Origin of the sequence: Rubripirellula obstinata (genome assembly GCF_001642955.1) — a bacterium.
GTDB classification, from domain to species: Bacteria; Planctomycetota; Planctomycetia; order Pirellulales; family Pirellulaceae; genus Rubripirellula; species Rubripirellula obstinata.
This window is the reverse complement of sequence record NZ_LWSK01000023.1, coordinates 25,108-45,094: the sequence shown is the minus strand read 5'-3', so window position 1 is coordinate 45,094 and position 19,987 is coordinate 25,108. Positions and strand designations below refer to the sequence as shown.

Annotated in this window: 15 protein-coding genes; 11 read left to right on the top strand and 4 right to left on the bottom strand. The window is 54.4% G+C overall.

The window, feature by feature from the left end:
• The first annotated feature begins 82 nt into the window (after positions 1-82).
• Positions 83-709 (top strand): Uma2 family endonuclease, encoded by a 627-nt coding sequence (locus tag RC85_RS08715; protein WP_160148111.1) that lies wholly within the window; start codon positions 83-85, stop codon positions 707-709.
• A 4-nt stretch (positions 710-713) separates the two neighbouring features.
• Here RC85_RS08715 and RC85_RS08710 read toward each other — a convergent pair whose 3' ends face one another.
• Positions 714-2,417 (bottom strand): permease, encoded by a 1,704-nt coding sequence (locus tag RC85_RS08710; RefSeq protein ID WP_420821377.1) that lies wholly within the window; start codon positions 2,415-2,417, stop codon positions 714-716.
• A gap of 201 nt (positions 2,418-2,618) precedes the next feature.
• Here RC85_RS08710 and RC85_RS08705 point away from each other — a divergent pair, with 201 nt between their 5' ends.
• From RC85_RS08705 to RC85_RS08675, 7 genes are all read left to right on the top strand, one after another.
• Positions 2,619-3,314 (top strand): RNA polymerase sigma factor, encoded by a 696-nt coding sequence (locus tag RC85_RS08705; protein ID WP_420821376.1) that lies wholly within the window; start codon positions 2,619-2,621, stop codon positions 3,312-3,314.
• Positions 3,315-3,444: 130 nt separating this feature from the next.
• Positions 3,445-4,488: an anti-sigma factor family protein gene (locus RC85_RS08700; RefSeq protein WP_068261245.1), complete on the top strand. Its 1,044-nt coding sequence runs from the start codon at positions 3,445-3,447 to the stop codon at positions 4,486-4,488.
• A gap of 309 nt (positions 4,489-4,797) precedes the next feature.
• Positions 4,798-5,373, top strand: coding sequence for a hypothetical protein (locus RC85_RS08695; RefSeq protein ID WP_068261242.1), 576 nt, complete (start codon positions 4,798-4,800; stop codon positions 5,371-5,373).
• A 71-nt stretch (positions 5,374-5,444) separates the two neighbouring features.
• Complete coding sequence (locus RC85_RS08690) at positions 5,445-5,669, top strand: hypothetical protein (protein ID WP_068261239.1); 225 nt, start codon at positions 5,445-5,447, stop codon at positions 5,667-5,669.
• Positions 5,670-5,756: 87 nt separating this feature from the next.
• Positions 5,757-8,351, top strand: coding sequence for a hypothetical protein (locus RC85_RS08685; protein ID WP_068261236.1), 2,595 nt, complete (start codon positions 5,757-5,759; stop codon positions 8,349-8,351).
• The gene (locus tag RC85_RS08680; protein WP_084422491.1) at positions 8,348-9,337 is read left to right on the top strand and encodes an ABC transporter ATP-binding protein; all 990 of its coding nucleotides are present in this window, start codon (positions 8,348-8,350) and stop codon (positions 9,335-9,337) included. Before RC85_RS08685 ends, RC85_RS08680 begins: the two co-directional genes overlap by 4 nt.
• Entirely contained in the window at positions 9,334-10,932 is a 1,599-nt protein-coding gene (locus RC85_RS08675) for an ABC transporter permease (protein ID WP_068261233.1), read from the top strand. Before RC85_RS08680 ends, RC85_RS08675 begins: the two co-directional genes overlap by 4 nt.
• Before the next feature lie 85 nt (positions 10,933-11,017).
• Here the strand turns inward: RC85_RS08675 and RC85_RS08670 are convergent, their stop codons facing one another.
• Entirely contained in the window at positions 11,018-12,043 is a 1,026-nt protein-coding gene (locus RC85_RS08670; protein WP_068261232.1) for a molybdopterin-binding domain-containing protein, read from the bottom strand.
• Complete coding sequence (gene hemE / locus RC85_RS08665; RefSeq protein ID WP_068261295.1) at positions 12,040-13,959, bottom strand: uroporphyrinogen decarboxylase; 1,920 nt, start codon at positions 13,957-13,959, stop codon at positions 12,040-12,042. Before hemE ends, RC85_RS08670 begins: the two co-directional genes overlap by 4 nt.
• A gap of 129 nt (positions 13,960-14,088) precedes the next feature.
• On the opposite strand from hemE, the gene trmB reads away from it, so the two are divergent.
• A complete protein-coding gene (trmB, locus tag RC85_RS08660) occupies positions 14,089-14,745 on the top strand; it encodes a tRNA (guanosine(46)-N7)-methyltransferase TrmB (RefSeq protein WP_068261231.1) in 657 nt (218 codons plus the stop codon).
• 238 nt (positions 14,746-14,983) lie between these two features.
• Here trmB and RC85_RS08655 read toward each other — a convergent pair whose 3' ends face one another.
• Positions 14,984-17,143 (bottom strand): TolC family protein, encoded by a 2,160-nt coding sequence (locus RC85_RS08655; RefSeq protein WP_068261230.1) that lies wholly within the window; start codon positions 17,141-17,143, stop codon positions 14,984-14,986.
• A gap of 524 nt (positions 17,144-17,667) precedes the next feature.
• On the opposite strand from RC85_RS08655, the gene RC85_RS08650 reads away from it, so the two are divergent.
• Both RC85_RS08650 and RC85_RS08645 read left to right on the top strand, forming a co-directional pair.
• Positions 17,668-18,660 carry an aspartate carbamoyltransferase catalytic subunit gene (locus RC85_RS08650; RefSeq protein WP_068261225.1) on the top strand — a complete coding sequence of 331 codons (993 nt, stop codon included), beginning with the start codon at positions 17,668-17,670 and terminating at the stop codon, positions 18,658-18,660.
• Positions 18,657-19,961, top strand: coding sequence for a dihydroorotase (locus RC85_RS08645; RefSeq protein WP_068261222.1), 1,305 nt, complete (start codon positions 18,657-18,659; stop codon positions 19,959-19,961). The genes RC85_RS08650 and RC85_RS08645 overlap by 4 nt, the downstream gene beginning before the upstream one ends.
• Positions 19,962-19,987 lie beyond the last annotated feature (26 nt).

Sequence of the window (19,987 nt, the reverse complement as noted above, 5' to 3'; positions counted from 1 at the left end):
GCCCAAGTTTTCCGAAGCCTATCGGCAGACTACAATGCAGAACGGGATGTCAAAACACGCTTCATTTTTCGGGACCGCGAAGATGTCATCATCACAGATACCTGACGCGATCGACTGCAATCCTACATGGGCGGTCGCTCACTTGTTCCCGTCGCAGGGTGAATGGACCGAGAGCGATTTTTTTGCTCTGCATGCCAATCGTATGATCGAGCTTGTTGATGGAAACTTGGAGGTTTTGCCGATGCCGACTTGGTTGCACCAGTTGATCGTTGATTTCTTAAGTGATGTCGTCAAACAAACCGTTTGCTCGCCTTCCGGAGGCCGCGTTCTGCAAGCCCCGCTTCCGATTCGTTTGTTCGCGAACCACATCCGCGAGCCGGATCTGATGTACTTCGCACCTGGAAGTGAACCGAACGATCCTCGCGGATATCCGACCCGAGTCGACCTTGCGATGGAAGTTGTTAGCGACGGTGCTGAAGCCCGACGACGAGACTACGAAGACAAGCGACGTGACTACGCACGAGCCGGGATCCCAGAATACTGGATCGTAGATCCCGAGGATCGTCGCATCACAGTACTAACGCTTGAATCAGACGCGTACCGGGTTCATGGCGAATTTGTTCCCGGCCAAATTGCCTCGGGGTTATTGCTGCCGAAATTGTGCGTCGGCGTCAACGAGGTCATGCGTTTGGCGGACCCGGCAAACTAAGCCTTCATTCCTCGCTTCCGAAATGGTGACCGGTTGCTTCATCTGTTTCATCGTCTTCAATCGGCGGGCCAACCGTGGGCAAGAACGACCAGGCGAAAAGCATGACTGATACGACGACGTAACCGCAGACGAATTCCAACACCATTTTACGGTTGCCCGCATCAAGCACGAGGTCGCCCCAGCTTTCGGGTCCGAAAGGCAAGAACAGGCGGTTGCCCGCCAGCGGCGAATGCATGACTCCGAAAAGCGTTAACACGGCTGCCAACAAAAAGATTTTGCCGGCCAACACGAGCTTGCGATCGATGCACGATGCTAAGGCCCAAGCCCACAGAAGACTGGTCAAAACAAAACCGCTGCTCAACATGCCAAGCGTGCGAAGGTTGTCTTTGAGTCCTTCGTCGGCCAGCGTATCGATATTGATTCCAGCGGACAGCAGCGCCGGGTCGCCGAACAGACGTCCGGGCAAATTGATTGCCAAGAATGCGAGCGCCGGAAAGCAGGCAATCGCAACCGCGGTGTAGTGACGTTTTGGCGTTGCAAGAAAACTCTGGGCGGTGATTTCCAGTCCGATGAAAACCAAAATGGGATAGACCGCTGGCGCGGGAATGTACGCGTTGAGCCAACCAAAGTAGCCGACCAAGCCGGCGGAACCGACTAGCAGTGCCGTCCCGAGCGTGTAGCCGGCGCGACCGCCCATCGCCTTGTAAGCTGGATGGCCGATGTAAGGCGTCGTTTGAATCACTCCGCCGGAAAGCCCCGCGATCAACGTCGCGACGGCTTCGACACCGATGACGGTTCGCGTGTCGTAATCGTCGCCCGCTGCTGCGGCACTCTCGGTGCAATCAATTCCGCCCACGACCGTCACAATGGCGAACGGCAAAGCGATCGGCAGGTAAGGCAGGGCGTCACCAAAGTTTTCTAGCCATCCGAATTGCCAGGCTTCTAACCACTGGCTAGGAAACCACATCACTTCCATGGGTTCAGGAAAGTGATAGCCGGTTCCGTCAAACATGCACATCAAATAATACGCTGCACCGGCGATCACCAACGCCCCCAACGTGCCCGGTGTTCGACCAGGCAAAGGGATGCGAGCGACCAGCGTGACCAGCACAATCACAAGTGCCAACATGCCCGGCAGCGGATGACCCATGATTTCCAGCAGCGGCAAAAAGCTGATCAAGACCAATGCGATCGCTCCCAACGATCCCAGCAAGCCCGCGCGGGGCACACTGCGGCGGACCCAATCGGTCAATGGCGATAACATTAACTTAAGCACGCCGCTCAACACGATGCACCAAATTCCGATATGCCAAGTTCGGTAAGCCGCTGCGGTTTGGTCGAGCCCCATTTCCAGGCCCTGCAAATACGAAGGCCCCAGCACAAATAACACGATCCCGAAAGTCGATGGCGTGTCCAAACCAAGCGGCATCGCCGTGACATCGTTGCGACCAGTTTGCCGCGCCAAACGAAACGCGTAATAAAAGAAAAGCAAATCACCAATCAGCACACCCAACGCTGTGCCGGGAACCATCGCTGAAACCGCAAATTCGACCGGAAATCCAAAGCCTGCCAGCAAACCGACCATCAAGATCAGGCCGGCAATGTTGTCCAGCATCAACCCAAAAAACGCATTGATGTCGCCAGGAGCCAGCCAGTCATACTTCGTCGTCGAGTCGGTGTTTGCCGGTTCCAAAACGCGATTCCCCATACGAAAACCCCTCTAAAGAGTGATTGCATTGCCAGTTTCTTTGCATCGCAGTTGATTTGTGCGATCCGCCCGCTCTGCTACAATAACGAAAAGAAGTGGTGGAAGGCTTTGCTTGCTTACGCGTTCTTCTACGGACAATTTATTAACCTTTATTCTCGTCTCTGGTCCCTTATTCCGCTTTTCTAGGTGGAGACAATCGCCATGAAAACATCCAAATCAACAGACCCGAGCAAGACGAAGACTCGTGTTGCGAAGATACAGAAGATGCAAGGGAACCAGACCTCTGATTCGCTGGTGAGCGATGTTGCTGACGAAAGTTTGATCGTGCAGTATCGCGATTCGGGCGACCGAGCGTTGTACGAGACTTTGATCGCGCGTTACGAACGAGAGATCTACAATTATCTGCGGCGATACATCGGTGATGCCGAACTGGCCGAAGATGCGTTCCAGGGCACGTTTTTACAGGTCCATCTGAAGTGCCAACAATTTGATTCTTCGCGTCGTTTTCGCCCTTGGCTCTATGCGATCGCCACCAATCAGGCGATTGACATTCAGCGTCGAAACAAACGCCACCGCATGATCAGCATGGACCGAACTTCGGGTGCCGATCTCGGTGAACATGGTGGCTGGTCGGACAGCCTCGTCGGCGACTGCCCCGATCCTCTTTTGGTTGCTAGCGAGCAGGAAAACAGCCGCTGGGTCCATCAATCGGTGGATTCACTGGGCGAATCGCTCAAACAGGTCGTGCATTTGGTTTATTACCAGGGCATGAAATACCGCGAAGCCGCCGAAACACTGAACATTCCCGTCGGAACCGTGAAAAGCCGGCTGCATGCTGCGGTTGGACGATTAGGATTGATGTGGGACGAAAGCCATTCGCCTGATCACGATGCGTAACATTTGTTCGATGCGTTGAACCATTGCGACAGATACGGCGTAACATTCAGAAGACGGAGTCGCTGAACGAATCAGCGGTCACTTCTTTTCGACGGATGGTTCCGCCAGTCTTTCAATCAATCGGTCACGCATGCACGAAGACCTTCTCGGATATCTGCTGGGGGCACTTGAGCCCCATGAGATGGAACGAGTTTCGGCGCTTTTGAAGCAAGATCCAGAGGCTCGCCGCCAACTGATCGAGATCCAGCGTTCGTTGAAGCCGCTTGAGGATTCTTACGAACCCGGTCAATCGCCACCGTCGGATCTGATAGCCCGGACGTTGGATCAAATCGGACCGTTGGACCAGGTTGGGCCCCTGGACCAGGTTGGACCTCTGGGCGAACCTGAACCAAGCTTGCCCGCGATGCATGCGAGCAATCATCGACCACGAACTCGCAGCGTCACTTGGTTGGACATGGCTGCGCTTTCTGCCGCCGCCGCGATTTTGTTGGCGTTGTTGGTTCCGGCAATCGCCAATGGAAGATTTGAAGCACGGCGGGCGGCATGCCAAGATCAATTACGCGGGTGGGGAATAGCGATCACGACGTTTGTCAATCGTAACGAGCAACATCGTTTGCCGGCCGTTGCCGAATCAGGACCGGAAGCTTTCGCTGGTGTCTACTCGATACGCCTGAGCGATCTTGGGTTGCTGGAAGACATTAACACGCGGTGGTGCCCATCGCTTGATGCACCGGGCGACGACCAATTGCAGTTTGCCGCTTTGAACAAATTACCGACCACCCAGCAATTGCACGAATCGTCCGCTGACTTGCTCCGGCGTTTCCAGAAGTTTTCCGGTGGACACTACGCCTACACGCTTGGCGTTGTCGACAAAGACCGCTTTGAATCACCTCGATTTGAATCGCGTGCATCATTTGCGGTCATGTCCGACGCCCCGATGGCGGGCACCCCGAACGAGGCGAACGTCCGCGAATCGATCGGCCATGACGGCCGCGGCATCAACGTGTTGTATGAAGACGGGCGTGTACGTTTCATCAACGTCAGCTCATTGGACGTGCTGCCCGATCATCCGTTTTTCAACCACCGCGGACAGGCAGAAGCCGGCGTCAACGTCGATGACGCTTCGCTGGCACCGAGTTGGCGACCGCCGTTCGTTGAAGTGTTTCAGCGATAGTGGACACTTGCTCTTGAGTGTTTGGTTACGGTAGACTGTTCGCCCAGACGTAGCTGATCCCGCCAGGGTTCAGGCTCAATTGATTTCGCAACAACTAAACCCTGACCACTGACCACTGACCACTGACCACTGACCACTGACCACTGGGGAACGAGCGGGAAATTAGTGTCGCCTTTCGCTCCGCGAAAGTAGCGAATCCGCTGCTTTCGCGGAGCGAAAGGCGACTATAAAAAGTCGCACGTTCCTAAACCCTGGCGGGATCAGCGACGCAACTTGCTCCACCAGCCGATTGCCCCTGAAGGCGAACCGATGTCCGATCTCTCACAACCGAACCGTCGAGAATTCATTGCGACTTCCGCTGCCGCCGGCCTGGCGATTCCGGCGTCAGCAACGGCCACCGATACGACCGAACTTTCAGATTCTTCGATGAAGCCAGCGGCGACCTCTACGTCTGCGGAGAGCCTCGCCTGTCAGCTTTTCCAAATGCTAAACGACCGCCAACAGCGTGACGCCTCGCTTTCGATGGCACCGAAAGAACATGAAATTCAATTTCGGGGGCAGCAATCGATTCCTGGTTTACCGGTGACGGACATGACACCTGACCAGAAAGAATATCTGCAAGCGGTCCTGGTAACGCTGGTGGAAATGTATCGACCGACCGACCAGACCGACGCAGTTGCCTGCTTGGCGAACCAGGGAGGACTTGACGCTTGTTTCTTGTCGTTCTTTCGCGACGAAGACATTGGCTGCGACAAGGTTTGGGACAACTGGCGACTCGAGGGCCCATCGTTCGTTTGGCATTATCGCGGAGCACCTCACGTCGACGTCTGGGTCAACATCGCCAACGATGCGGGCGTAAAGACAAACTCTCATCTAGTGGGATAGGCTTGCAGTCGGTCAATCTGCAACAATGACGACGTTCGGTTCCACCAATTGATTCACCTGGGAAATCCAATATGCGACGTTGTCTCCTGACCATTCTTTCCATCGCAGCCGCAAACGCCGCGTACGCTCACCCTGGCCACGGTACCGGCGAATCGGCCAGCGGTACAACTTGGTGGCACTTCATCAGCGAACCCGTTCACATGCTTCCGTTGTTAGCTGTCGTCGTGCTTGCGATCGCAGGCATCAAGCTTGCTAAACACTTCGGTGCATTCGAATCCAAATCGCATGTTGGCTAGCTTCGGACACACTATGATGATGGCTGACCGCTAACGAGAAGAACTCACACTGTTCTTCTAATTCGTTTCACCGGGAAGGCATCAGTGATGAAAGACGACTCGGCGGAAACACTTCCTCAGAAACCGCTGCCACGCTTTTCGATACGCTGGCTGATCGGCTTGATCACCGTCGTCGCGTTATTCTTTACTGTTTGCCAATTGGCGTTCAGCGGTGTCCATTGGGCTCAGGTCATCGTGCTGTTGGTGGGCATCGGCATTGCCACGTTTTTCGCGTACGCGGCTTTTTTCCTGATCGGGATGGTTTTGGATTCAGCGTTTGTACGACGTAGTCTGGTGATCAATCCAGACGACAAAAACACGCCCGCGAAAAACCAGAATTCAAAGACCGGGACGACCCCGATTGTCGCCTGGCTTGCGGCAACTATCTTTTTTGCCTCGGCGTCGAACGTTTCAGCCGATGTGACTTGGCTGGGGACCTATCCCACCGGCCCCAACACTCTGGATTATCGGCTGCAGGTCGGCGCTGAAAATCAATTTGGTCCGGGTGGCTATGTCAATTTGCATTTGCAATTCAAGCCGACGGGCAGAACGTTTGCTACGGATCATGATTTGACGGTCACCGTTTCTGGCCACGACAATTACAAATCTAACTTAGCAGCGACAACATCCCAATCGTTCAGATTGAATCAGTCGTCGGCTTCGGCTATGCATCAGATGTTGATACCGCACTTTGCGGCGACAAAATTGTTACGAGTTTGGGTCACGGAAGACGGCAAGGAAGTCGCTCGCAACCGACTGCGAGTGAACTTCGCGACTCGCCCGCAGATCTATTCCGGCCAACGCTGGACGATCGGAATCGTTGATCCCGAAACTGATTTCAAAACCAATCCCGGAAACCCCAATCCCGGAAACCAGGGTTCGCCGTTCCCGGATGTGCGATCGATGACGACCATCTTTGGCGAAAACGGGGCGGCCGCGGCACCTATTCCCGAAGATGCTGACAGACTTCCTTTGTCCGCAAGAGAATTGCGGCGTTTGGCCGAACAACCTCAACCAGCGTTCGTTCAGTATCGCGTTTTTCAGAAACCCGATTTACCCATGCAGTGGTTGGCCTACAGCGACCTGGACTTAATCATCATCGACGGTGCGACGTGGTCCGACCTGAACCAGAACAACACTCTCGTTGTCGATCCGATTCAAAAATTCGTGGCGGCTGGTGGTTTGCTGTTGCTGTACGGCAAAGATTCAGATTTGGAAGTCGCCAAGAAATCATTTGGTTCGCCGAACCAGGCTAAAAACAGCGCAAGGTTCAAAGCGTTACCAAAAAACTCGGTACCGAAATCGCAAGATGTAATCAAGCAATTGCGGCTAAGCGGCGTCAATGATACGTCCTTGATCACCGCCCGCACCTGGAATGGCGAATTCATCAAAGAGTCTGAGCAAACGGGAAATAGCACCTTCCGTGGTCGCCAAAACGTCTACGATGATTTGGTGAAAGCGGATAGCGAGATGACTAAGACGCTACCCAACAATGAACTGGCTGCAAAAATTGAAACGGCCTCGCTTGGACTGGGGAAAGTCGCGGTCATTCATGACGAAGATCCTTTTCCCGGATCGTTTCAGCTTTGGATGACTTTGGAATCTGCTTTGCTGGAAACCTCCACCTCGTCACCGTGGATCGAGCGTCACGGTTTGGATTACAACGTTGGCAACACGAACTATTGGCGATGGTTGATCGAGTCCGTTGGCGGCCCGCCGGTTAAGTCGTTCTTGACGCTCAACACGTTATTTGTGTTGACCGTAGGTCCGATCGCTTACTTTCTGCTTCGTCGGTTTGATCGGCTGTACTTGCTGTATTTTGGTGCGCCCGCGATGGCGGTTTTGTTTACGGGCGGATTGTTTGGTTTTGCAGTCTTCTCCGACGGTATCGGGACAAAGCTGCGCAGCCATCAATGGACTTGGGTGGATGCGGCCAGCGGTGTCGTCGTTCATCAAGACCGGTCAACGATCTTTTCGTCTTTCGGGACCGACTCTCTGCGGTTCGACCGGCAAGCGTTGGTGCTTCCAGTGCTCCCAACCGGCGTCCTGGACTACAGTCGATATCAAAACGATGCCCCAGCGAATGGACGGGTGCTGTGGCGAGATGACGCGCAGATCTGGTCCGGCGAATTTCTTCCCACACGTTCTCAGGTGCAATACCAAGTCACGCGACCGTTCACGGGCACTGCATCGCCGGTCGAGTTCGACGTCAATCCTGACGACGGCCGAACCATCGTTTTCAATCGGTCTGAATTGGCGATCAGTCCGCTGATTTATCGCGACTCAAAATCTGCTTATCATTTTGTGGCTTCCGTAGGATCCGGCGCATCGGCAACCATGCAGCCTTCGTCTCAACAAGCTGTTCAAGATTTGATAGGCGACAAAGAGCTTCCTCCGCCGGGATTCGTTCCGAACGTGCGCAGCAGTTGGTCGAGTTTCTACAACCCTCGATACCCGACCGAAGATCGACCAAAGCCAGAGTGGTTGTTGTCACAATGGATGCGAACTCTGCCAAAAAATTGCTTTGTCGGTTTATCAGAAGTCGATCCGTCACGCTTCCCGTCTGAAAATCCTCAGGTATCAACGGCAACGCACATCGTCATGGGGCGGGAAAAGGGGCGGGAAATGGGGCGGGCAGAATGAATAAAGCCGACGTGGCAACTGCCCCGATCACCACGCCTCACACATCGTGGGATGGACCGGTCATCGAACTTCAAAACGTTTCGCGGTATTTCGATACGACCTGCGCGGTTGATAACGTTTCGTTTAGCGTCCCCCGCGGCAAAGTGTTCGGTTACATCGGTCCCAACGGCGCTGGAAAAACAACCAGCATGCGAATCTTGGCAACCTTGGAAATCCCCAGCCAAGGTGACGCCCGGGTTGAAGGGCTTTCTTCGGTCAACGATCCTGATCGCGTTCGGACTCGCCTGGGATTTATGCCAGACGCATTTGGAACCTACCGCAACACCAACTGTGCCGAATACCTCGATTTCTACGCACGGTCGCACGGATTAATCGGCCGACAACGAACCGCTCGGATGCGTTGGGTGATGGACTTCACCGGGCTAAGACCGCTTGCGGATAAACCGATCCGCGGGCTTAGCAAAGGGATGCGACAGAGGCTTTGCTTGGGCCGTGCTTTGATTCACGATCCCTCGGTGCTGATTCTGGATGAACCCGCAGCCGGCCTTGATCCTCGCGCCCGAATCGAACTCCGAAAAATCATTCGCACCTTGGCCGCCGACGGTAAAACGATTTTGGTCAGCAGTCATATTCTGACGGAGCTTGCCGAGATGTGCGATAGCGTCGGCATCATCGAACAGGGACATCTGCTCGCGACCGGATCGGTGGATGAAATTCGTGGCGATGCGAAAACCCATCGTCACGTTTGCATTGAAATGATCGGAGAAACACAATCGCTGGTCACACGATTGGAAGCGAAGGAATTCGTTACCAAGCTTCGTGTTGACGGTAGCCGCGTTTTCGTTTCGATGACTGGGGACCAGGATACGCAGGCGGATCTGCTGAAGGAATTGTTGGACGCCGGTATTAGGGTCTTGCAATACCGAAGCGATGACCGTTCGCTGGAAGATGTGTTCCTGTCCGTCACCAAGGGGCAAGTTCAGTGAAAAAAATTGGCGATAACCATGACATCGCGGCGCTCGGACCGACGGTCGAAATCCCACATCATCCGCTGGCCTGTGATCCAGAGGGCGACGGGTTTCTGAATTGGATCGACCGAATCACGTTCGGAGTTACCGATCGGCTGAACCCGATTTTGATCAAGGAAGCACGCGAGTCGCTGAAGAGTCGGCAATTCTTGGTGACGTTTTGTTTGCTGTTGGTCGCCACGTTGGTGTGGACGGTTCTGGGCATCGTTTTCAATGCTCCCGAGGTCTATTACTTACCCACCGGCAGCTCGATGCTGTACGGGTATTACTTTGTGATGGCCATCCCGATCTTTGGGTTGGTTCCGCTGGCCGCCTATCGATCGTTGTCCAGCGAAATTGACAACGACACGTTTGAATTGCTTTCGATCACGCAACTTGCCAGTCGTGAAATTATTCGCGGAAAATTCGCGAGCGCCGTGTTGCAAATGATGCTGTACTTTGCCGCGGTCGTGCCCAGCTTGGCGTTCACGTATTTGCTTCGAGGTATCGGGCTAGCGGAGATCAGCATGGTGTTGATCGCGGTGTTGATGGCCGGACTTTTCTTGAGTTCGTTTGCGTTGATGATCGCGCCGATGATGACGGGGTTCGTGGGGCAATCATTCGCGATGGTTGGCTTGCTGGCTGTCATCGTCTTTGTGCAATTCATCGTTGCGATCATCTGCTTGGCTGGAATTATCAGTTCAGGTGTCGCTGCCACGGCGGACGCTTGGATGTTCACGGGGCTGGTTTCGTTAATGACCTTGTCGTTTGTCGTGCTGTTTTCAAAAGCGGCAGCAGCTCAAATCGCCCCGATCACCGAGAACCGCAGCACTTCGATTCGGTACTGGATGCTGCTGCAGCAGGCGATGTGGATCATCGCCATCGTCAGCATTTCGTTTTCCTACAACGACTTTGAACCAATCAACTTTGGCAGCATGGTTTTGGCCGGGTTTTGGTTGTTAATGGGAACGGTCTTCTTGGTGGAATCGCGTGAACTGAGTCCGCGGGTTCGGCGTGATCTGCCGTCTACTTTCTTGACACGTGTTTTCTTGACCGCTTTGTCACCTGGACCATCGAGCGGTTATGCGTTTGCGGTGTGTTCGGGCAGCGTGGCGATTTTCAGCCTCGGTCTGTTCGGTTCCCTTGCGGCGTCCAGCAACGTGACAACCGACCCAATTTTGTACTCGCTTACCATGGTTGGTTACCTGGCAGGTTACCTGGGCGTCGTGCGTTTATTGACATTGCCGTTTGCCAGGCGATCGAAGTTATCACTTCCACTTGTACTGATTGTCTTGGCCTTTGTAATGATCGGAGCTGCCTTCGCCCCATCGGTCATCCACGTTGCCATCAACGGCGACCTGCCGTCGCGGTATAACGACCTGGAAATTATCAACTGGGCGTGGACATCGGTACGTGGTTTTGAAAGCTCAGGAATCCCCATTCACTTGGCGTATATCTCGGCATCCGTTGGTGGCCTGATCACACTTATCAACAGCTTTGTGCTGCGAGACCTGTACGCCTACCGAAAAGTCGCCGTTCCTTCGCGTGTAACCGAGGACAGGGAGGCGATGTAGGCCGGAACAAGCTCCGCGCAGTTCCGGCAATCCAAGGGAGCTTAATGCAATTGCCGGAACTGCGCTTCGCTTGTTCCGGCCTACGTTAGCTGAGCTTGGCAATCCAGTCGGCGACGCTTGGTGTCGTTGAAGCTTGAATCTTACCGAGCGGTAGCGTCACGGTTGAGTCTCCGCGAATGACTGCGTCGATGTGATCGATGCCGGGCGTGGAAGCGGGCAGGTAAACCTTCGCTTGCTTTGGCCCGGGATCGGTGCCTCCGATTTGGATGTCGGCCGCTGGCTGATTAGCGGTTGGCTTGCCGATCCGAATCGTTGCGTGATCAAAATCGGACTCTTTGACCTCAGACAATCGCTTGCCGTCGGTCCATGCCGACGTGCAACGCAGCGAGGCCAACGGATCGAGCGAAAGAAGCACGGCGCGTTGGTGTGTTGGTCGGTCAGCCGAATTCATCCAGATGACCGTTTTGATAAGCAACTCGACCGCCACGTCGGCTTGGCTGGCATCAAACGCATTTGAAACCAAGATGAATGCGATATAAGCATCGCCTGCGAACAGTTTTCCTTGGCGAATATCAGTAGCTAGTTTCGCGATTGAATCCGCATCGGGTTTCGGCAGGTGGCATCGGCTTCCAGCCTGTGATGTTGTCTTCACAGGCTGGAAGCCTATGCCACCGTTTTTCATCAACCGTGGCACCGACGAATCGATATCCCCAAGCACGACAATGGCATCGGCGTGCTGTTTGATGTCTGCCAGCGTTGCGGTAACGGTGCCACAGCGTGCGATGGCTTTGGACACGGCAATTAGCGTGGGCGTCGTTTCCGTTGCAACGGTGACCCTTGAACCTGCGATTGCTTTGGCTTGACCAAGCGTTGCCGATCGTACCAACAGCAACACCTTTTCAGATTTGCTGATGATTGCTTTGGCGGCGACCCAGGCCTCGTCGAGCGTTCGACTCTGATTGCCAACTCGAGCTTGAACTGAGCCAAAATTCAATCTCGCCAGTTCGCTTTCCAAGATGGAACACTTCGGCGGCTCGCTGATTTGCACATCGTCACAGTGAAGCGGACAAAACGGGCAAACAATCCTCAGGCCAATCTCCGAATCATTCATTTTGCCGACAATTCTTTCACGGCCTTGACCAATTCAATCACGTGATCGACTGGCGTTTCTTTTAGCACGCCATGACCGAGATTGAAGATATGTCCGGGACGTCCGCCAGCGGTTTCCAGCAACTCGGCTGCCGCGGCGCGAATCGTGTCGGGTGGCCCGAGCAAAACCGATGGATCCAGGTTTCCTTGAACGCTGCAATCGTGACCGATACGTTGCCAAGCTGTATCGAGCGAGATTCGCCAATCGACTCCGACGACCGTTCGCCGATCGCCTCGCAGCAGTGGCAACAATTCTGGATTGCCGGTCGCAAAATTGATCAACGGAATGCCGGGTGTGATGCCAGCGATGATTTGCTTCATCCACGGTAAAACGAAATTCGCATAGTCGGCGGCCGACAGGCATCCTGCCCAACTATCAAACAATTGAACGCACTGGGCACCGGCGGCGATTTGGTGATTCAGGTAAACCGTGATCGCCGATGACAGCTTGCCCATCAACGCGTCCCACGCACCGCGGTCGGACCGCATCAGTTTTTTGGTGTGCGTGTATTGCCGACTGCCGCCGCCTTCGATGGCGTAGCTGGCAAGCGTAAACGGTGAACCTGCGAACCCGATCAGCGGAATGTTTTCAGGTAAATCAGCGCGGGTTTGTCGAACGGTTTCGTAGACAAAATCCAGTGACGAAGGATCCTCCAAATCGGCGACTCGCGACAAGTCCGCGCCTTCGCGAACTGGGTTGTGAATCACGGGGCCATCACCGGCGACGAACTCCAAATCGAAACCCAGCGGTACCAAGATCGGCAGCAGGTCTGAAAAAATGATCGCCGCATCGACGCCTAAACGATCCACGGCGGTACACATCACTTCGCTGCACAGCGTTGGATTGGCGCAGAGTTCTAAGAATGATTGCTTCGCACGTACTTCGCGGTATTCGGACATGTAACGACCGGCTTGCCGCATCAACCAGATCGGCGTCCGCTCGGTCGCTTCGCCGCGACAGGCTTTCATGAAAAGGCTGTCAACCGACGGGTGCGCGTTCTTATCGACAGAGACTTTGGGGGAACTGGCCATGGTGATTCGCTTGGACTTGATCAGGGGGACACCGCGAGCAGCGGCTTCGGTCACCAAGTGTCCCATTTTGGGATGACTTGGTTCAAGGTCCACATGAATATCACACTCGTGCAACATTTGGGATGTGGTGGGTCCGATCGACGCAATCACGGTGCGATGCAAACCGTCACGCAGATCATCGACAATGCCAAGCTGATCGGCCATTCGCAGCATGTTGACGATTTGATGGGCGCTGGTCAGCAACAGCATGTCTCGTTTGCCCGCTGCCAGGGCTTGAACGTTCTCTTTCAACGGAGCCGTGTCTTCTGGAAATTCCCAACCGTAGACTCGCAGCGGTTCAACGGTCGCCCCACGAGCTTCCAGCCCAGCGATTAGCGAGGCGTTGGTCACACCGTATTCCTGCAGCCCAACGGTTTGATTGGCGATCGAGACATTGCCATCGATCGTTTGCAGCAATTCTCGCCACGTGTTGGGCTCGGGCACCCGATGCGTCGGCGTCAAACCGACTTCACGCATCGCGGCGGTGGGTTTGGGGCCGCGGCAAATCGTGACAATGTCCGACAGCGATTCGAGAAACCGTTTTTGATCGACGTGCCGCTCGATTGCTCGAAGCAGATAGCGAAATCCAACGCCTGTCATCAGTACAACAACGTGAATTTCGCCGGTCATGACTCGGTGAGCAAAGTCGATTGCCCCGCGATTGGGTTCGATCGGAACTTCTTGCATCGATGGGCTGACGAAGGCCTTGCCACCAAACCGCTCGATCATCCGCTGCATATCATCGGCCCGCCGACTTTCGAGTGCGGCGATCGAGAATCCTTCGTAATCATTTTCAGGCTTGGACATGAATGCTTCGACGACCTTCAGTGGTGATGGGAACAGAACGCTCGTATTGTAGAGAAATCCCTCCACGATACGATTGCAGGTCAATTTCGCTCATTTCATCCTTCACCCATCACTCTTCCAGCTTCCACAATGCCTCGCCATACGATCCGCCAACCCAAGTCCGACACTGACCTCAGTGGTTTGTATTGCGAAAAGGAAGATTTGCCTGAGACGATTAGCAGCGAATCACTGTTCGGAAACGACCGTCCGTTGGAGATTGAAATTGGTTCAGGCAAAGGGCTTTTTTTAGCGGCTGAGTCGATTGCCAACCCGGATCGAAATTTCTTTGGCATCGAGATCATCGATAAATACGCCAAACACTCCGCGGCAAGGTTGCTGCGTGCCGGGTCGCGCGATCACGGAAACGCTCGGATGCTTGCGGGCAACGCTGAACCGCTATTCGAGTCGCGAATTCCAGAACAGAGCCTGGAAGCGGTTCATGTTTACTTCCCAGATCCGTGGTGGAAAAAGAAGCATCGGAAACGACGCGTGGTGAATGAAAAGAGCATTGTCAATTACGCCAAGTCGCTGCGAATCGGCGGTCGTCTGCATTTCTGGACAGACGTGCTGGACTACTTCGAAGACACCGTCGAGATGATCGCAGTGTTGGCACCAGGACTGGGCGTTCCGGTTCCCGAAGAAGAAATCGAAGCCGAGCATGACTTGGACTATCGAACGCACTTTGAACGGCGAAGCCGCAAGTACCGAATTCCGGTTTACCGCGTTCGGTACGAGAAGCGAAGTTAAGAATTTGTCAAACGGCGTTGGGCATCGCGCCGCGAACTTATTCGACAAAAAATTGCAGACGAAAAAAATCATGGTGGCCGAGCACAAGAGATTTTTTTGACAACAATTTTTTTGTCGAAATCCTCTTGCTAATACGAACCAAAATATCAACGGTAATTTGACAAAAACATTGTTGTCAAAAAAATGGGTGCGTGCGAGTGACGACGCCCACGTGGTTTAACGATTGATACTTACGCGGCTAGTTTCTTAGGCCTGAACTTAGCAAGCCGGCCAAGTCTTTGCCGGCTTCTTCGACTTGCTCTTTCGTGTCCTCCAAACCCTCGTTCATGCTGTCTTCTGATTCAGAGTCCATTGCATCAGACGGGCTTTCCGGCGACACGGGGTCGTTGATCATGTCGAACGTTGCCGGTTGCGATTCGATGTAAGTTGTCGCTTGAGCTTGGGCGGGATCGAATGGGCCGGACGTGATGGGGCGAGTCATGTCGATGCTGCCGGGATTTTCACGCGGTTCCAGGAAGCGACCAATCCGCTGAGCGTCGCTGTAGGCTTTGGCTGCCCAAGGGCCTTCGGCCAATTGGACTTGGTTGTAAGCCAGCAGTGATCCTTTTTCCTGATGGAAGTCACGAATCGCCAAGTTGTAATCGAACAACGATGTGTAGAAAGCAGTTTCGCTGGTCACGACCTGACGTTGAGCCTGTAATAGGAAGTTGATGTTGTCATTGCCATCGACATAACGCCGACGGAGTACTTCGACCTGCTTCAAATCGGCTTGGTAGCGATTGAAATTGGTTTCCAGCAATTGATACGTCAGTGCAATTCGCCGAGCGGCGTCCGAAAGATCGTGGCTGATCCGCAATTCGGTTTCTGCCAAAATCGCTCGTTCGCGTTTGATGTTTAACTTTGCCGAAGCAATCGCGACGCCAGCGAGTCGAAACCCAACCGGGAACGACATCTCGATCCCTGCTTGGCCTTCTTGGAAATTACCGCTGGTGATTGAACCATACAGGTTGTCAAATTGTGCACCGTCACTGTCGCCGATCAACTGATCGCCGAGGCCTCGCCATCGGTATTGGGCCAACAAGTCCAAACGCGGACGGTAGTTCAATCGGGCGGCGGTGAGTTCCAGTTCGCGTCGTTTGACATTGAACCGTTGACGACGAACCTCGACACGTCTTTCCACAGCTTGGCCGAGTGCGCTTTGCCAATCAAACACGACGCGAACGTCACTGGGCTGCGTTGTTGGCTTGATCAGGCGACCATCGGTTGCGGGCAAACCGATCAGATAACGAAGTCGTTGTTCCAACGCGTACAGTCCAGTGTCACCGCCGAGCGCGGATTCGACTTGGGCTTGGAATTGATAGAACTGTGATCGGGCTTGTGCCTCTTCGTCACTGCGACCGGCACCAACATCCAAACGAACTTCTTGATACTGAAATGTTTGCTGCGCTGCTTCTCGGCCTTTGACCGTCGCATCTAAAACTCGGTAGGCCTGCGCGAGCCCCCAATAGGCTTCTTCGACGTCGGACACTAAGCCGACGACACCGGATTCGAAATCGGCCAGCGCGACGTCTTCGTTGATTCGAGCAATCAGCACACCGTTGTATTGACCGACTGCGAGACCAAAGTTTTGGCCGACGATTTGGTTGTAAAGTGTGCCGCTGCCTTGAAGCAAAGGTTGACGCCATTCGGCTTCGACCCAGCCGGTGAACGCACTTGGGAATTGTTGCTGGGCCGCCGACGGGTCTTGCGTGTTGAGGTAGTTCACCACGTGACGCAGAGCGAAAGTCGCACCGGTCATCGTTTGCTTGGACAGCTCGTTGGTAAACGTTGCACCACGTGACTGCGCGAACGCTGGGACCACAAACGGTGAACCCGGAATCGCGAAAGCTTGGCGGTTGAGTGGTTGATCGTTGTTGTTCCAAAACAACTGCTGAGTGTACTGGGCATCGAACGCGGCAAGCGCCGCTTCGGTACCCTGGTTGGGACTCGATGCGACCAAGCCGGGGCTGTAAGTTGTTTGAGTCGTTGCTGGTGCAGAAACGATCGTTCCACCAATACTGCGAAGCACGGGGCTCTGCTGAACCGCCAACTGAACAGCTTCTTCGAGCGTTAATTCCAGCGACGGCATTTGCGACGGATCTTCCAACGACATCGGCTCGGTCGTTTGTTTTGCCGCATCGCTGACCGGCGTGTTGCACTCGCATACTTCCGGGTACTCGATCTGCATTCCGTAGTTGTCGTGATACGACGGAGTGTTGTCGTGCGGACCAGGCTTGACCTTGTCCAGTAATCCGCAACCGGTGGTGCTGGCGATCATGGCCGCGACAAGAACTTGTTTCAGCCGACCGCTTCCGCGGTTGCGTCGTTTAGTCGTTCTCGCCAGATTTTTGCGTGTCATAGGATCGTTATTCTTGGAACGGCAGGCAGGATATGTGCAATCGTTATCGGCCCTTGCAGCGTCACAACTAGAACAACCCGTCCACAAACTTGGCCGTCATGACCGGCGAAGACGTCAAAGCCGGAAAAGTCATGTCAAGCTTTAACGGTTGTGACGAAGGGCAACGCACTTTTTCAATCTGGGTTGAGCACTGAAATCCTAACCGGTAGCGTTAACATGCGATTTACGATGTCCCTCGCTTACGCTGCTACGTAGTGAAGTTATCTCATTCTTAAACTTAAACTTAAACTTAAACCTTCGCCGCGAGAGTTGAGGTTTAAGAAAAAGTTGAAGTACAAGTTTTGGGATTGCTCACTTATTCACAGCCTATGCGGGTTGCGAAAAATCCCCAGCTTCAAAAAGTGAGATACCCTGGCTATCTAACTGCCCACGTTGATTCGGTCGTCTCGATCGAATACGCTCACGCGAGACGATGCAATCCTTCATTCGATCTTAGCGCACCCCACACAGAGCGTTCTCTGTCCATGTCCGACGCCGCCCAACTTGGAATCACCGTTCCCGCCGCCTGGACTCGTCGGCATTTGTTGGATTTGGAGGGTTTGAATGGCGACGAGATTCTCGCGTTGCTTGATGTTGCCGATCAGTTAAAAACAGCGACCGGTGGATGCCGTCACAAAATTTCGGTGCTAGCCGGCAAGACTTGTGCGAACTTGTTTTTTGAAAACAGCACGCGGACTCGCAACAGCTTTTCCCTAGCGGCCAAACGATTAGGTGCCGACACGGTTGAATTTAGCAGCACGGGTTCTTCGGTAGCCAAAGGCGAAACCTTTGTCGACACCGCGAAAACGATCGAGGCGATGGGCGTTGATTGGGTCGTCACGCGGCACCGAACTCCAGGCACGCCACACCTGCTGGCCCGTGAATTGGGATGCAGTGTTCTCAACGCTGGCGATGGCCCCCATGATCATCCAACGCAGGGCTTGCTGGACATGCTGACGATTCGACAACATCGCGGCAGCATCGAAGGGCTGACCGTGGCGCTTGTCGGCGACATCGCCCACAGCCGAACCGCTAGGGCTAACCTTTGGGGACTCAGCAAGCTAGGTGCCCACGTCATTGTCTGCGGTCCGCCAACTTTGGTATCGCAGCGCTGGGCTGAACTCGGATTTGAGGTTGCCCACGATTTGGACGAAATCCTGCCGCGATGCGATGTGCTGAACTTGCTGCGCATTCAGTTTGAACGCCAAGCCGCTCGGCCGTTTCCCAGTGTCCACGAATACGCCAATCTGTACGCCATGAATGTCGCTCGGATGAAACGTGCCAAGGACAACATTCTGATTATGGCACCCGGCCCGATCAATCGAGGTGTTGAAATTACGCCCGAAGTTGCCGACGGACCGCATAGTGTGATCTTGGAACAAGTCACCAATGGAATCGCTGTTCGCATGGCAGCCTTGTATCTGACGGCCAATGCGGGAAATCATTCGATCGCTGACGATAAAGCAGGTACACGATGACTGCGCCCATCTTGATCACCGGCGGTCGGATCATCGATCCCGCTAACCAAACCGATCGTGTTGCCGACTTGCTAATCGTTGATGGCCAAATTTCGGCAATCGATCCTGCGAAGGAATCGATTCCCGACGGCGCTGAGAAGATCGATGCGTCAGGAAAAATTGTCTCGCCCGGGTTTGTCGATCTTGGCGTGGAATTGCGCGAGCCTGGTTTCAATGAAGACGAAACCATCGCCACCGGATCCGCTGCGGCGCTTGCTGGTGGATTCACCTCGATCCTGTGTTGCAGCAGCACGATGCCCTGCATTGATTCGCCAGGTGCGGTTGAATTTGTCCGTCAAAAAGCGGTCCAGGCCGACGGTGTTCGAGTTCACGTGATCGGTTGCCTCAGCAAGAACCGAGACTGCGAACAGCTCGCCGAATTTGGGTTGCTGCACGAAGCCGGTGCGATCGCGTATTCCGACGCGCCCAGACCGATCACCAACGACGCGTTGTTAAAGCGGGCACTTGAATACGCTCGGATGTTTAACCTGCCGATCATCAATCGCCCCAACGTCATGTCGCTGTCCGAAGGCGGCGTGATGCACGATGGCCAAGTCGCATTGGTGTTGGGCTTGAAGGGCTTGCCGACCGAAGCAGAAGACCTTGCCGTTGCCCGCGATGTGCGGATCGCCGAAGCAACCAGCGGCCGATTGCACATTGGTCCGATCAGCACGATGGGCGCGGTCGACCTGGTACGCCGAGTCAAGGACCGCGGCATTCCGATCACCGCTTCGGTCTGTCCACATAACCTTTGCCTGGATGATTCGAACCTGCGTTCTTTCGATTCGCGATTCAAAGTCCATCCACCGCTCCGTTCACCCGGACATATCAGCACTTTGAAAGCGGCGGTCGCCGATGGCACCATCGATGCGATTCAAAGCGGTCACATGCCGCGGGCACGCGAGAAGAAAATGGACGACCTGGATGCGTCGCCATTCGGTCTGGCATCGCTTGAAACAACATTATCAACGCTGGTGACTTACATGGTTGTGCCAGGACTGATGGACTGGTCCGCCGTGATCGATCGGCTATCGACGGCACCCGCACGGATCGCGGGCGTGGGAGGCGGATGCTTATCGGTTGGCTACCCTGCCGACGTGACCATCATCGACCCAGACGCGAAGTGGACCGTCAATCCACTCAAATTCAAATCTCGCTGCGTCAGCACTCCGCTGGACGGATTAACGTTAGACGCGGTCGTTGATTCAACTATTGTTGGCGGACGCGTTCGCTACCAACGCGGCGATGATTCGGCGAAATAGCGAGAAGTGTCAGTTTGTTTTGCGTT

What these genes read in the sequence shown, in the direction of transcription:
- RC85_RS08715 (WP_160148111.1), top strand. Translation starts at nt 83, where the DNA reads ATGTCATCATCACAGATACCTGACGCGATCGACTGCAATCCTACATGG.
- RC85_RS08710 (WP_420821377.1), bottom strand. Translation starts at nt 2,417, where the DNA reads ATGGGGAATCGCGTTTTGGAACCGGCAAACACCGACTCGACGACGAAG.
- RC85_RS08705 (WP_420821376.1), top strand. Translation starts at nt 2,619, where the DNA reads ATGAAAACATCCAAATCAACAGACCCGAGCAAGACGAAGACTCGTGTT.
- RC85_RS08700 (WP_068261245.1), top strand. Translation starts at nt 3,445, where the DNA reads ATGCACGAAGACCTTCTCGGATATCTGCTGGGGGCACTTGAGCCCCAT.
- RC85_RS08695 (WP_068261242.1), top strand. Translation starts at nt 4,798, where the DNA reads ATGTCCGATCTCTCACAACCGAACCGTCGAGAATTCATTGCGACTTCC.
- RC85_RS08690 (WP_068261239.1), top strand. Translation starts at nt 5,445, where the DNA reads ATGCGACGTTGTCTCCTGACCATTCTTTCCATCGCAGCCGCAAACGCC.
- RC85_RS08685 (WP_068261236.1), top strand. Translation starts at nt 5,757, where the DNA reads ATGAAAGACGACTCGGCGGAAACACTTCCTCAGAAACCGCTGCCACGC.
- RC85_RS08680 (WP_084422491.1), top strand. Translation starts at nt 8,348, where the DNA reads ATGAATAAAGCCGACGTGGCAACTGCCCCGATCACCACGCCTCACACA.
- RC85_RS08670 (WP_068261232.1), bottom strand. Translation starts at nt 12,043, where the DNA reads ATGAATGATTCGGAGATTGGCCTGAGGATTGTTTGCCCGTTTTGTCCG.
- hemE (WP_068261295.1), bottom strand. Translation starts at nt 13,959, where the DNA reads ATGTCCAAGCCTGAAAATGATTACGAAGGATTCTCGATCGCCGCACTC.
- trmB (WP_068261231.1), top strand. Translation starts at nt 14,089, where the DNA reads ATGCCTCGCCATACGATCCGCCAACCCAAGTCCGACACTGACCTCAGT.
- RC85_RS08655 (WP_068261230.1), bottom strand. Translation starts at nt 17,143, where the DNA reads ATGACACGCAAAAATCTGGCGAGAACGACTAAACGACGCAACCGCGGA.
- RC85_RS08650 (WP_068261225.1), top strand. Translation starts at nt 17,668, where the DNA reads ATGTCCGACGCCGCCCAACTTGGAATCACCGTTCCCGCCGCCTGGACT.
- RC85_RS08645 (WP_068261222.1), top strand. Translation starts at nt 18,657, where the DNA reads ATGACTGCGCCCATCTTGATCACCGGCGGTCGGATCATCGATCCCGCT.